The sequence below is a fragment of the Chitinimonas sp. genome (genome assembly GCF_041904975.1).
Classification (GTDB): domain Bacteria; phylum Pseudomonadota; class Gammaproteobacteria; order Burkholderiales; family Chitinimonadaceae; genus Chitinimonas.
On the sequence record NZ_JAYRLZ010000113.1, the window covers coordinates 1 to 12979 of the forward strand.

12 protein-coding genes are annotated in these 12979 nt (G+C 60.1%); 10 read left to right on the plus strand and 2 right to left on the minus strand.

What is annotated here, in order from left to right; genetic code table 11:
• The 9 genes from ACE3OH_RS12000 to ACE3OH_RS12040 all read left to right on the plus strand — a co-directional run.
• Window positions 1-562 (plus strand): chalcone isomerase family protein (locus tag ACE3OH_RS12000; protein ID WP_374352688.1); only part of this gene is annotated, 562 nt, incomplete at its 5' end.
• Window positions 563-1065: 503 nt separating this feature from the next.
• Entirely contained in the window at window positions 1066-2790 is a 1725-nt protein-coding gene (locus tag ACE3OH_RS12005; RefSeq protein WP_374352691.1) for a DUF885 domain-containing protein, read from the plus strand.
• Window positions 2791-3082: 292 nt separating this feature from the next.
• Window positions 3083-3799, plus strand: coding sequence for a substrate-binding periplasmic protein (locus ACE3OH_RS12010; RefSeq protein WP_374352693.1), 717 nt, complete (start codon window positions 3083-3085; stop codon window positions 3797-3799).
• Window positions 3800-3941: 142 nt separating this feature from the next.
• Entirely contained in the window at window positions 3942-4805 is an 864-nt protein-coding gene (locus ACE3OH_RS12015; protein ID WP_374352696.1) for a hypothetical protein, read from the plus strand.
• 183 nt (window positions 4806-4988) lie between these two features.
• Complete coding sequence (locus tag ACE3OH_RS12020; protein WP_374352699.1) at window positions 4989-5564, plus strand: RNA polymerase sigma factor; 576 nt, start codon at window positions 4989-4991, stop codon at window positions 5562-5564.
• The gene (locus ACE3OH_RS12025) at window positions 5561-6016 is read left to right on the plus strand and encodes a cupin domain-containing protein (RefSeq protein ID WP_374352702.1); all 456 of its coding nucleotides are present in this window, start codon (window positions 5561-5563) and stop codon (window positions 6014-6016) included. The genes ACE3OH_RS12020 and ACE3OH_RS12025 overlap by 4 nt, the downstream gene beginning before the upstream one ends.
• Window positions 6017-6047: 31 nt before the next feature.
• Window positions 6048-6521 carry a low molecular weight protein-tyrosine-phosphatase gene (locus ACE3OH_RS12030; RefSeq protein WP_374352705.1) on the plus strand — a complete coding sequence of 158 codons (474 nt, stop codon included), beginning with the start codon at window positions 6048-6050 and terminating at the stop codon, window positions 6519-6521.
• 56 nt (window positions 6522-6577) lie between these two features.
• Window positions 6578-7867 (plus strand): NCS2 family permease, encoded by a 1290-nt coding sequence (locus ACE3OH_RS12035; protein WP_374352709.1) that lies wholly within the window; start codon window positions 6578-6580, stop codon window positions 7865-7867.
• 13 nt (window positions 7868-7880) lie between these two features.
• Entirely contained in the window at window positions 7881-8420 is a 540-nt protein-coding gene (locus ACE3OH_RS12040; RefSeq protein WP_374352712.1) for an adenine phosphoribosyltransferase, read from the plus strand.
• Window positions 8421-8493: 73 nt separating this feature from the next.
• On the opposite strand, the gene prmB is transcribed toward ACE3OH_RS12040, so the two are convergent.
• Window positions 8494-9399: a 50S ribosomal protein L3 N(5)-glutamine methyltransferase gene (gene prmB / locus ACE3OH_RS12045; RefSeq protein WP_374352716.1), complete on the minus strand. Its 906-nt coding sequence runs from the start codon at window positions 9397-9399 to the stop codon at window positions 8494-8496.
• A gap of 228 nt (window positions 9400-9627) precedes the next feature.
• On the opposite strand from prmB, the gene ACE3OH_RS12050 reads away from it, so the two are divergent.
• On the plus strand, window positions 9628-11016 hold the full coding sequence (locus ACE3OH_RS12050; protein ID WP_374352719.1) for a DEAD/DEAH box helicase: 1389 nt from the start codon (window positions 9628-9630) through the stop codon (window positions 11014-11016).
• Window positions 11017-11079: 63 nt separating this feature from the next.
• Here the strand turns inward: ACE3OH_RS12050 and ACE3OH_RS12055 are convergent, their stop codons facing one another.
• Window positions 11080-12888 carry a DUF885 family protein gene (locus ACE3OH_RS12055; protein WP_374352722.1) on the minus strand — a complete coding sequence of 603 codons (1809 nt, stop codon included), beginning with the start codon at window positions 12886-12888 and terminating at the stop codon, window positions 11080-11082.
• Window positions 12889-12979 lie beyond the last annotated feature (91 nt).

Here is a 12979-nt window from a genome sequence, read left to right on the forward strand (position 1 = left end):
AAACATCCTCGTACTACTGCTGGCCTGTGCCAGCCTGTCTTCCTTTGCTGCCGAAATCGGTGGCGTCAAGCTTGACGATACGGTGAAAGTGGCCGGTCAGGATTTGCAACTCAACGGTGGCGCTGTTCGGCTTAAATACGGTTTCGTGAAAGTCTATGTCGGTGCCCTGTACACCGCGCAGAAGATCGCCAATGCCGATGCGGCGATCAGCGATGCACGCCCACGCCGGGTGGTGCTGACCATGCTGCGCAATGTAGAGGCCGAAAAGCTGCACGAATCCTTGCTGGAAGGGTTGGAAGCCAATTGCAGCGATGGCGAACTGGCAGCCCTGCAGCCACGTATCAAGGAAATGAACGCCATCTTCCAGGCGGTGAAGACGGTGAGTACCGGTGATGTGATCACCCTGGATTTTCTGCCCGGCAAGGGAACGCAAATCACGGTGCGCGGGCAGGTCAAGGATGTGATTGCCGGCGATGACTTCGGTCATGCCTTGCTCAAGGTATGGCTGGGCAAGAAACCGGCAACTGCCGACCTGAAAGCTGCCATGCTCGGCAGCAAGTAAGCGGTCGACCAATGCCCACCTGCCGCATCCTGCCGGCAGGTGGGCAATCTGCCAGATTGGCGCGGCTGGGCAGCGGCAATTCGCCGCGAATTTGCTACTCCCGCCCGCGTCGCGTGGAGCAATCTGAGCAGCCTGCAATCGGGAGATTGCCCGCCGGCCCTGTTGCATCCATCAGCTAGCGCCACGCTACGCCAGGGACCGGAAGCGCCGCCTGCCTGCCGTCGGGAACGCGTCACTGTCTTGATTTCGCGCCGGCATTTGTGTACTTGCAACACGCATCCATTTGCCGAGCTGGCTCGTTCGCGGCTGAGTGGCGCTGCTTGGCTGCGCCGGATGTAGCCTATCTGCCTGATCGCCAAGCAAAACCGTGGGTGAGCAAGGGCGCTCTTGAATCAAACGCTCGGGCTTTGCTTGATAGTCGAGCTTGCACATTGCTGAAGCAACGCTGGTGCGAATCGGGCTGCCGGCCTGATACTCATGCCTCGTCAATCAGGAAGCCTGCGATGCTGAACCTTCTTACCCGACTGATTCGGAGCAGCTTGCTGGTGGCTGCCGCCACGCCGCTGCTGGCAAGCAATGCGCAGGATGCGCGTTTTGAAGTGTTGGCGGCCCGCTTTAGCGAGCAATATCTGCGCACCCATCCGGAAAGCGCCACCCAGCTGGGCGACCATCGTTTCGACGCACAGGTCAGCGATCTGTCGGCGAATGGCTTTGCGCGCGATCGGCAGTTCTTTCGCGACACCCTGAAGGCGCTGGGCGCCATTCCGAAACATCAGCTGTCTGCCGACAATGCGGTCGATGCCGCGATTCTGGAAAACGCGTTGCGTGCCGGCCTGTTCGATATCGATGCGCTCAAGGTCGCCCAACGCGAGCCGCTGATCTACAACCCGGCCCAGGGTCTGAATCTTCTGCTGGCACGCGATTTTGCGCCTTTGAAGCTGCGTTTGTTGTCGCTGAAAGGTCGCTTGAAAGCCTTGCCTGACCAGCTCAAGGCCGCCCGGCAAAATCTGCAAAACCCGCCACGGGTGTTTACTGAAACCGCCATCCAGCAAAACCTGGGTGCCATCGGTTTGCTGCGCGATGATCTGGAAGTGGCACTGCGGGCAGAGCCCGCCATGCGTGCGCAGATCGAGCCCTTGCGCCATCAGGCCATGACCAGCTTGCAAGCGTATGGCGACTGGTTGAAGCAGGAATTGCTGCCACGCTCGACTGGCGAGTTCCGGCTTGGCGCTGCGCACCATCGCGAGAAATTGCGTTACTCGCTCGATGCAGATGTGCCGCCGGAGGCGGTGCTGCAGCAGGCCGAGCGGGAGTTGGTCGAGGTGCAGGCACAGATGCTCGACACTGCCAAGCCGCTCTATCGTGACTACTTCCCCGAGCGCACGCTGGATGGGCAGGCGCCAAAGGCGATCATTCGCGCCGTGCTGGACAAGCTGGCCGAGTCGCGTCCCGATAACGACAGCATTGTCGCGGCAGCGAAGCGTGATCTCGCCGAAGCGACCGAGTTCGTGCGGGCTCATCAGATCGTTTCCGTGCCGAATGATCCGGTGCAAGTGATCGTGATGCCGGAATTTGCCCGTGGCGTGGCAATTGCCTACTGCGATGCCGCCGGGCCGCTGGAAAAGAACGGGGCGACGTTCTATGCCATTTCACCGACGCCAAAGGACTGGAGCGCCAGCCGCGCTACATCCTTCTACCGCGAATACAACGACGCCATGCTGAAAAACCTGACCGTGCACGAAGCGATGCCGGGTCATTATCTGCAGCTGAATGTCGGGAACAAGGCGCGCAGCCGTACCCAGATTCGCCAGATATTCTCCAGCGGCCTGTTTGCCGAGGGCTGGGCTACCTACACCGAGCAGCTAATGGCCGATGCCGGCTATGGCGGACCGCAGGTGCGCATGCAGCAGCTGAAAATGCGCTTGCGCATGTTGATCAACGCCATCATCGACCAGAAGATCCATGCCGGCGATATGGGCGAGAAGGAAGCCATGGCGCTGATGATGGAGGAAGGCTTTCAGGAGGAAGGCGAGGCGGCCGGAAAATGGCGGCGCGCCCAGCTCACTTCCGGGCAGCTGTCCACTTACTATGTCGGCAATCTGGAAGTGAATCGCCTGGCGCGTGACCTGACGGCAAGTAGTGCTGGAGACCTGAAGACGGTCAATGACCGGATACTGGGCTTTGGCACCATCGCACCACGCTATATCCGGCAGTTGCTCAAGCTGTAGCGTAAGGGGCGCGCCATACTCAGCGAAGTCCCGGCCAGTATGGAAAGTTCCGCATCACCCGGGACTGTCGCAGTAATGCCTGCGGCATTGAAGTTTCGCTGAGTCATCTCGCCCCGTCTGGCCCGCCGACAAGGGCGGCGTTTTTGCACGTCAGGGATTGGTGGAGCGCCTCCCTTGAGCAGATAGCCCTATCGCAACTTCATCCTGCACCGCTTATCGGCAGGCTTGGTTTGCATGGTGGCGCAAACTATATTTTCTCAGTCAATTCATCTGATCGTGACTGGAGAACAGAATGCGGCTGCTGCGTGTGCTTTGCCTGCTATGGCTGGTTTCGGTAGAGGCGAAGGAAATCAAGGTGGCGGTTGGCTTGTCGCTGCCGCCCTATGTCATTCAGAAAAGCAATAGTGGTATGGAGCTGGATGTGGTTGCACAGGCATTGGCTGATGCGGGCCACTCCATGAAACCGGTGTATCTGCCCTTTGCCCGGGTACCGTTAGCCATGCAGGATGCGGAGGTCGATGCCGCCATTACCGTGCAAGAATCATCCGGCATCAAGGCAGCTTTTTCAGATAGCCATATCACCTATCAGAATTTTGCCATCAGTTTGGGCAAGAATGCTTTCAAGATCGAAGGCGTAGCCGACCTGGCAAAACACTCGGTGGCGGCATTTCAGAATGCCAAGCTGTACCTTGGAGTTCCGTTTTCAGTTATGGCTGGTACCAATAAGGCTTATGCGGAACATGCCGAGCAGGTAAAACAAAACAAATTACTCTATACCGGCCGGGTCGATGTGGTGGTGGGTGATCGGAATATTTTCAAATATTTCAATAATGAGGCCAAGCAGGAGGGGATTGATGTGTCTCAGCCTGTGGTGTATCACGAAATCTTTCCGCCCACGTATTACAAAGTAGCATTTCGCGATAGTGCCGTTAGGGATGGCTTTAATGCTGCGTTGAAAAAAATGCGCAGTGACGGTCGCTATGAGGCGATCATGAAGAAGTATCAGTAAAATTACAAGGCCAATCCCCGTCACGATCGTGGCTTGCCCATTCTTTGTATCGCCAGATCAGTGCTTGCTCGGGATGCAGTCGACATATGCGGCTGCTTGCAAGTGAATTTGGCCCCCCATTTCCTAACAGGAGACAAGTATGTTGAAAACAGGCCTGTGCAGAGCATTAAGCTTGCCGATATTTCTGATTGCATCGCTGGGCGCAACTGCCGCGCAATGGAGCGATACCTCCATCAATTACCGTTATGGCAATCGCTATGGCGAGCCATTTGAAGGTAATGATATTTCGAAGAACATTCTTGGTTTCACCCATGTCAGTGGCTACCAGTACGGTACGAATTTTCTCAACGTCGATTTCCTGTTTTCCGATAGCAAGGATCCCTCATCTGCCAACTCCAAGGATGGTGCGCATGAAGTGTATCTGGTGTATCGCCACACGCTGGACTTGGGCAAGGCCGGCGCTTGCGCCTGCCAGTTCGGGCCGATTCGCGGTATCGGATTGACTGGCGGATTCGATTTCAATACCAAGACCGATGCTGGATATAACTCGAAAAAGCGCATGTGGGTTGCCGGCCCGACGGCCATGCTGGATGTGCCGGGTTTTCTGAATATCAGCCTGCTGGCATTGTGGGAGAGCAATGCGCCGTATAATAGTTTTACCGGTGTCAGTACGCCACGGTATCGCTATGACACACATGCCATGCTCAATGTCGCCTGGGGGATTCCGGTTGCAGAGGGAAGGGTGCCATGGGCATTCGAGGGGTTTGCCAATTTCATTGCACAAAAAGGCAAGAATGAATTTGGCCGTGATACCCGGGCGGAAACGAATATTGATATGCAGCTGATGGCTGATATCAGTGCCTTGCTCGGAGCGCCGCAAAAAACCGTCAAGGCCGGGTTGGAATATCAGTACTGGAAGAACAAGTTCGGCAATGATGCTGCGGGACCTGCGGGCAGTGGCGCCTTTGCCAAAACACCCATGGTTCGGCTCGAGTATCACTTTTAATTGCCCAGCAGAGCGGGCTGGTGGAATCGCATGAAGTCATGCCTGTGGCAGCACAGGGTGGCAGGTATGCACAAGCTCATGGACGATTGCCGCACTGGCATGCACAATCCGGGCCCGCGCGCTCATGGGCGGGCCGAACTGGATGGGAGCCAGTCGCACCGTATGACAGTTGAAACAGAGGGTTTGACCGCACTGGTCCTGCGTATGGCCGATGGCGACGAGGCGGCGCTGGGCGAGTTGTACGATGCAAGCATCTCGCGGGTGTATGCGGTTGCCTTGCATATTCTTGGCCAGGCACAGGACGCCGAAGACGTTGCATCCAGGGTGTATATGCAGGCTTGGCAGACGGCGGCGGAATTTGATTTGCGTCGCGGCAGCGTGCTCGCCTGGCTGCTGGTGATATGCCGTAGCCGCGCCATCGACCTGCTTCGCAGCCGCGAATCCGCCGAGTTGTGTGAAGACATCGTTGCCGTGGCCGACTCGGTATGGCAGACGGCTCACTGCCCGGCCGGCCTGTTGGAAATCAATCAGCATCGCTCTGCGCTGGCCAAAGCCATGGCGGCGCTTACCATCGAGCAGCGCGATCTGATTGCGCTGGCTTTCAATCGCGGCATGACGCATCAGGAAATCGCCCAAATCCGTCGACAACCGCTAGGAACGGTAAAGTCCGGCATCCGGCGGGCTTTGGCATCGATGAAGCCAGAGCTGATTTTGGCGGGCATAGATATTGGCCCGGAATGGACAGGACTGGAATCATGAAAGACCAAGGCAATCGTGGCGCCGACGCCTGTCTGCCCGCTTCACTTGAATTGGCCATGCTGCTCGATATTGCACCGGTCGCGCTGCCAGCTGATCGGCAAGCCGCGCTGCGCGATCGGGTGATGCAGGCAATCAAGCCAGCGCCGGCCATGCACACCTTGCTGGCAAGCGAGGGCGAATGGCGGGCTGTCGCGCCGCTGGTTTATGAAAAGCGCCTGTTTGCCGATGCGCAGATGACAGCCTGTCTCTACCGGCTCGAGCCGGGCGGGCGTATTCCTCCCCATGTTCATGATGTGATCGAGGAGTGTCTGGTTCTGGAAGGCGAGATCATGCTCGACGAAATCAAGGTGGGGGCGGGCGGCTATCAGCTGGCGCCGCGCCATTCGCGTCATGGCGATGTGCATAGCCCCGATGGCTGCCTGATCTATGTGCGCCGCCAGCTTGCCGCCTGATTAACCCTGCCCGCCTGTAGGTAGCCGAAGCATGAAGCACACCATTCACGCCATCCTGTTCTGTTGCATGGGCAATATCTGCCGCTCACCGACCGCCGAGGCGGTGTTTCGCCAGCGCATGCAGGCAGCCGGCTTGCAGCTGGAAGTCGATTCGGCCGGCACCGATGCCTACCACAGTGGCGAAGCACCGGATCGGCGCTCGCAAAAGCATGCGGCGGCACGCGGTTATGATCTCTCCGGCCAGCGTGCGCGCCAGGTGCGCGATGCTGATTTCCTGCACTACGACCTGATCGTGGCGATGGATCGGCATAACCTCGCCATGCTGCGGGCACGCTGCCCGGCTGAGCATCGGCACAAGCTGCACTTGATGCTCGGTTTTGGCCAACTCGACCCGGGCGGCGAGGTGCCCGATCCCTACTATGATGGGGATGCCGGCTTCGAGCGGGTACTCGACCTGATCGAAGATGCTTGTGACGGTCTGCTAGGTCGGCTGTCCACCGGCTGATCCCGGCGCAATCAACACTCCGTTTTTTATCCAGCTTCACTTTTCCAGGAAGAATCATGCTTGAGACCCTGTTCAAGCTCCGCGAGCACGGCACCACGGTAAAGACCGAGGTGATTGCCGGGCTGACCACCTTTTTGACCATGGCCTATATCGTGTTCGTCAATCCGGCCATCCTTTCCAGCACCGGCATGGATTTCAATGCGGTGTTCGTTGCCACCTGCATTTCGGCAGCCATCGGTTCGGCGGTAATGGGCCTAGTGGCCAACTACCCGATCGCACTGGCGCCTGGCATGGGCCTCAATGCCTATTTCACCTATAGCGTGGTGAAGGGCATGGGGGTGTCGTGGGAGGTGGCACTGGGGGCGGTATTCCTCTCTGGCGTGCTGTTCGTGGCAGTCAGCCTGTTCAAGCTGCGCGAATGGGTGGTGAATGCCATTCCGCACTCGCTCAAGCTGGCGATTTCGGCCGGGGTCGGGATGTTTCTCGCCATCATTGCCCTGAAAAATGCCGGCATCGTGGTGGCGCATCCGGCCACCTTGCTGACGCTGGGCAATATGCACGACCCCAAGGTGCTGCTGGCCATTTTCGGCTTTGTGCTGATCCTGGCGCTGGAATACCGCAAGGTCACCGGCGGGGTGATCATCGGCATCTTTACCGTGACGGTGCTGGCGATTTTGCTGGGCTTTCAGCAATTCAAAGGCGTGTTTGCGCCGATACCGAGCATGGCACCCACCTGGATGAAGATGGATTTGCAGGGCGCCCTCAATGCCGGGCTGCTGGGCGTGGTGTTCGTGTTCTTCTTTGTCGATCTGTTCGATACCACCGGTACCTTGATCGGCGTGTCGCATCGTGCCGGTCTGCTCGATGGCCAGGGCCGCTTGCCGCGTCTGAAGCGCGCCCTGCTGGCTGACTCGTCGGCAATTCTGGCTGGTGCGGCGCTGGGTACGTCCAGCTGTACCGCCTATATCGAGTCGGCCGCCGGCACGGCCGTTGGCGGGCGCACCGGGCTGACCGCCGTGGTGGTGGCCTTGTTATTCCTTGCCGCCCTGTGGGTGTCACCCTTGGCCAGCGCGGTGCCGGCCTATGCCACCGCACCGGCGCTGTGCTATGTGGCAGTGCTGATGGCGCGTGGCCTTGCCGAAATCGACTGGGAAGACCTCACCGAATCGGCGCCGGCAGTGATTACCGCCCTGGCGATGCCGTTCACCTTTTCCATCGCCGATGGCATTGCCTTTGGCTTTATTTCGTATACCGCGCTGAAACTGATGGCTGGTCGCTTGCGCGACCTGTCGCCGGCCGTGGTAGTGATCGCCCTTTTGTGGGTGGTCAAATTCGCACTGTTTTAGGCGGGAGCACGCCATGATTGACACCACCCTGATTCGCGAACGCATCCGTACCGTGCCCGATTGGCCCAGCCCCGGCGTACAGTTTCGCGATATCACACCCCTGTTGCAGGATCCGAAGACCTTCCGGGTACTGGTCGACTGTTTCGTGCATCGCTATATGGATGCGCAGATCGATGTGGTTGCCGGCATCGACGCACGCGGCTTCATTCTTGGTGCCGTTGTCGCCTATGAGCTTAACCGTGGCTTTGTGCCGGTACGCAAGAAGGGCAAACTGCCCTTCGATACGGTAGCGGAAGACTATGAGCTGGAATACGGCTCAGCCACGGTGGAACTGCATTCCGACGCGGTCGAGCCCGGCCAGCGGGTATTGCTGATCGACGATCTGGTAGCCACCGGCGGCACCATGATCGCCGCCGCACGCCTGATACGTCGGCTCGGCGGCCAGGTGGTCGAAGCTGCCGCGATTGTCGATTTACCGGAGCTCGGTGGCTCAACCCTGGTACGGGCCCAGGGCATTCCGCTGCATACCCTGTGCTTGTTTGACGGCCACTGATGCATCAATTGCCGCTGAGCAATATGGCGTAACGGTGGCGCGGCTGCCTATGCGCCACCGACGCGGACTGTGGCTATAGTCCGCCCGCCAGCAAAGCCTCGCGGGTCAGCAGGAACACAAAGCCATCGCCGCTGCTGGTCTCCAGCCAGGTGAAGTTGAGGTTGGGGAATTGCGGCTCCAGCACTTCGCGGTTATGGCCGATCTCCACCACCAGCACGCCATGTGGATTGAGGAAGCGACTCGCCTGCTGCAGGATCACCCTGGTGGCATCGAGCCCGTCTTCGCCGCTGCCCAGCGCCAGCTCCGGCTCGTGCAGGTATTCATCGGGCAGGGCCGCAACCGAGGGCGCATCGACATAGGGCGGGTTGGAGACGATCAGGTCGTAGGTTTCGCCCTCCACCTCGGTAAACAGGTCGGACTCGATCAGGCTGATGCGCTCCTGCAGGCGATAATCGCTGATATTGCGCTCGGCCACATCGAGTGCATCGGGCGACAGGTCGATGGCATCCACGTCGGCATCGGGGAAGTGTTCCGCCAGCAATACCGCCAGGCAGCCGGACCCGGTGCACAGGTCCAGTGCACGGTGAACCAGCTCGGGGTGTTCGATCCACGGCAGCAGGGCATCGGGCAGCAGCTCGGCAATAAACGAGCGTGGCACGATCACCCGTTCATCCACATAGAAGCGGTAGTCACCAAGCCAGGCTTCCTGGGTCAGATAGGCGGCGGGTTTGCGGCTGCTCACGCGTGCTTCGATGATATCGAGCACGCTGTCCACCTCGGATGGGGTAAGGCGGGCATCGAGGAAGGGTTCCAGCTGGGTGAGCGGCAGATGCAGGGTATGCAGGGTCAGATAGACCGCTTCATCCCAGGCGCTGTTATTGCCATGGCCGAAGAACAGGCCGGCTTCATTGAAGCGCGATACGGCGAAACGCAGCAGATCGCGAACGGTTACAAGTGACTGACGGGCACTGAGGTACATGGGCGCTCACCGTGGCCGCCGATGCGGCGGGCAGTTTTCAAAGTGCGCATTCTACGGCCTGGTTTCGCTGCAATGCGACATTTAGCGCGGCTTTTGCGGAATTTCCTTTGAAATGCGGGGCTTAGCGGTTCTCATCGGGCGGCTTAGCGGGTATAGTTCGGCGCGCACGGGCTGGACCTGCTCATCTTTCGGGCGGTGGCCCGTTTTTGTCTTGGAGATATACCCGCAATGTCATTCGACAGCCTCGGCTTGCATGCCGAGATTCTGCGTGCCGTGCTCGATTCCGGCTACACCACCCCGACCCCGGTGCAGGCGCGCGCCATTCCAGTGGTGCTGTCCGGCCGCGATGTACTGGCTGGTGCCCAGACCGGCACCGGCAAGACGGCAGCGTTTACGCTGCCCATCCTGCACATGTTGCAGCCCTATGCCAATACCAGCGCCAGCCCGGCCCGTCACCCCACCCGCGCGCTGATCCTCACCCCGACCCGCGAATTGTGCGACCAGGTGTTCGAGAGCGTGCAGGCTTATGGCAAATACCTGCCGCTGCGCGCAACCGCCGTGTTTGGCGGTGTGGACATGAAACCGCAGACCGAATCGCTGCGTCGCGGCTCCGAGCTGGTGATCGCCACCCCCGGCCGCCTGCTTGACCATGTGCAAGGGCGTTCCATCGATCTGTCCCAGGTGGAGATCCTGGTGCTCGATGAAGCCGATCGCATGCTCGATATGGGCTTCATCCTCGATATCCGCAAGATTCTCAGCCTGTTGCCGTCCCGCAAGCAGACGCTGTTGTTCTCCGCTACCTTTGCGCCCGAGATCAAGAAGCTGGCCGATGACTTCATGCACAATCCGGAGACCATCGAAGTCGCCCGCCGCAATGCTGCCAATGAGTCGGTGACCCAGTATCTGCATGCGGTGGAGCCCGAGCGCAAGCGCCGGGTGCTGGCGCAGCTGATCCGCCACCACGATATGCAGCAGGTGATCGTATTCACCCGCACCAAATTGATGACCGAGCGGCTGGCGCGTGAACTCAAGCGCGACGGCTTCGACTGCGAAGCGATCCATGGCGACCGCACCCAGCAAGCGCGGCTGGATGTGATGGCGGCGTTCAAGGAACAAAAGCTGCGTGTGCTGGTGGCCACCGATGTGGCGGCGCGCGGCCTCGATATCAGCGATCTGCCCTTTGTGGTGAATTTCGAGCTGCCGACCAATCCGGAAGACTATGTGCACCGCATTGGCCGTACCGGCCGCGCGGGTGCCACCGGTATCGCCATCTCCCTGGTCGGGCCGGATGAGGACAAGTCGCTGCAGCTGATTCGCAAGCTGACCAACAAGCCGCTGGAATTGACGCCGGCGCCGGGCGGCGACAGCTTCCGTGAGGCGCGTGAACCGCGCAATGTACGTGAAGCACGCGATGTGCGCGAACCACGGGCGCCGCGCGAACGCCGCTCGCGCGACGATATCCACCAGATCGAAACCCCGTTGATCGAAGGCCGCCGTGCCGCAGCCGCTGCCGCGCTGGGCGGGCGCCTTGGCGCAGGTTTCGCGCCATGGTCGCGTACTCACGAGGTGGAACTGCCGGCCTTGCTGCTGCCACCCCGCTACACGGTGACGAAGTAGACCTTGCCATCCGGGCCATGCGAAAGAGACGAGATGTTCGTCTCTTTTGCATTTGAGCGATGCCTATTCCTTGCCGCCTGCGGCTATCCACGCTTGTACTTCCTGGTCCAGCAGATCCAGTGGCAATGCGCCGTTGCGCAGGATCAGGTCGTGAAAGCGGCGCAGATCAAAGCGGGGGCCGAGACGGGTCTTTGCCTGCTCGCGCAGCGCCAGGATCTTGATCATGCCGATCTTGTAGGCGCAAGCCTGGCCAGGCCAGATAAAGTAGCGCTCCACTTCCACCGCCACATCGTTGTAGGGCATGCCCAGGGTGCGTTCCATATAGGCGATGGCCTGCTCGCGGCTCCAGCGTTTGGCATGGATGCCGGTATCCACCACCAGCCGCGCGGCGCGGAACAATTCATCGCGCAAGCGCCCCAGCTGGTCGTAAGGGTCGGGTTGCAGCCCTATTTCCCAGGCCAGCCGCTCGGCATACAGCGCCCAGCCCTCGCCATAGGCGTCGTACCAGGCAAAGCGCCGAAATAGCGGCAATTGGGTCTGCTCCTGCGCTATGGTCGCCTGCAGGTGATGGCCGGGAACGCCTTCGTGGAACGCCAGGGTGCGCATGCTCCAGCGTGGCGCGGCACGCACATCGTAGAGCGCGGTGTAAAACACGCCGGGGCGGCTGCCATCGAGTGCGCCGGGCTCGTAATAGGCGCCGGTGGCAGTCTGCTCCGAGATGGCGGGGGCACGCCGCACATCGAGCTTGGTGGCAGGAATATGGCTGAACGCCTTGGGCAGTGCGGCCTGCGCCTCCTGCAAGATGGCTTTGTAGCCGTCCAGGATTTGCTGGCGGCCGTGTTCGTCATCGGGGAACAGAAAGCGCGGGTCGTTGCCGAGCCGGCGCATGGTGGCGCCGAGATTGTCGTGCGGCTCGTCGAGCTTTTGCAGGATATCGTGCATCTCGTCTTCTATCCTGCCCACCTCATCCAGCCCGAGCTGGTGCACCTGTTCCGGTGACAGCTGGGTGGTGGTATTGCCGGCCAGCAGCCAGGCATAGTAGGCATCGCCATCGGGTAGCGCCCATACACCGTCATTGCGTGGATGCGACTGGGCCAGTCGCTCGGTGCGATTGATCAGCTGCCGGTAGGCCGGGTAGATCATGTCGACCAGCACACGGCGCGCCTCGCCCAATAGCGCCGTTTGCTGGCTGGCGGCGAGCTTGGCCGCTTGCATCTTGTGCTGCAGGTCGAGATACAGCGGATTTTGCTCGGGCAGGGTGGCCACCAGCACGCGCATGCCGGCCGCCGATTTGCGCAGGGCGAAATTCGGCGCGACGATGCCGCGGCGAGCCCGCTCCTGCACGGCATCATCGAGCTGCTTCAGTTGCAAGGGCACCGCATGCAGGCGCTCGACATAGCGCTGCGCATCATCCAGCGTGCTGATCGGGTGGTTGATGGTAAGGAAGTTGATGATGGCCATTTGCTGGCCATCGAGCTGATTGATCGGCGCGGTGTGAAAGCGGAAGCGCTCGCCGGCCAGTTCATGCTCTAAAGTCCAGCGCAGGGTGTCATACGATAGTTGGTCTGCCGCATCGAGCCCGGCGCGGTCGTAGCGGCGCAAGGTATCCAGATCGAGCCGGGCCTGTTTGAAATCTGCTTCACGCTTGGCATCGGACAGATCATCGAGCCTCGCGTCATACCAGTGCAGGCCATAGGGCGCCAAAATGCGGGTGCTGGACAGCATTTGCGGCGAGTCGAGCGATTTGCGCACGGTGATGCGGTCAAAAAACACCCGGATCGACCAAGGGCGGAACCAGATTGCGTTTACCGTCAGCAGCGCTGCCACCACCATGCCGGCAGCCAGGATCACCCGCTTGCGTACCATTGCCATCCCCCGAATATCTTTTTTTGTACGGCAAACGCCATTCTAGGCTCTGTTGACGTTTTGTCGACGGTCGCGGGGGGGGGGGGGTTGGGGGCGA

Excerpts from the sequence above, each read along its gene's own strand:
- ACE3OH_RS12005 (WP_374352691.1), top strand. The coding sequence starts at position 1,066 with ATGCTGAACCTTCTTACCCGACTGATTCGGAGCAGCTTGCTGGTGGCT.
- ACE3OH_RS12010 (WP_374352693.1), top strand. The coding sequence starts at position 3,083 with ATGCGGCTGCTGCGTGTGCTTTGCCTGCTATGGCTGGTTTCGGTAGAG.
- ACE3OH_RS12025 (WP_374352702.1), top strand. The coding sequence starts at position 5,561 with ATGAAAGACCAAGGCAATCGTGGCGCCGACGCCTGTCTGCCCGCTTCA.
- ACE3OH_RS12030 (WP_374352705.1), top strand. The coding sequence starts at position 6,048 with ATGAAGCACACCATTCACGCCATCCTGTTCTGTTGCATGGGCAATATC.
- ACE3OH_RS12035 (WP_374352709.1), top strand. The coding sequence starts at position 6,578 with ATGCTTGAGACCCTGTTCAAGCTCCGCGAGCACGGCACCACGGTAAAG.
- ACE3OH_RS12040 (WP_374352712.1), top strand. The coding sequence starts at position 7,881 with ATGATTGACACCACCCTGATTCGCGAACGCATCCGTACCGTGCCCGAT.
- prmB (WP_374352716.1), bottom strand. The coding sequence starts at position 9,399 with ATGTACCTCAGTGCCCGTCAGTCACTTGTAACCGTTCGCGATCTGCTG.
- ACE3OH_RS12050 (WP_374352719.1), top strand. The coding sequence starts at position 9,628 with ATGTCATTCGACAGCCTCGGCTTGCATGCCGAGATTCTGCGTGCCGTG.
- ACE3OH_RS12055 (WP_374352722.1), bottom strand. The coding sequence starts at position 12,888 with ATGGCAATGGTACGCAAGCGGGTGATCCTGGCTGCCGGCATGGTGGTG.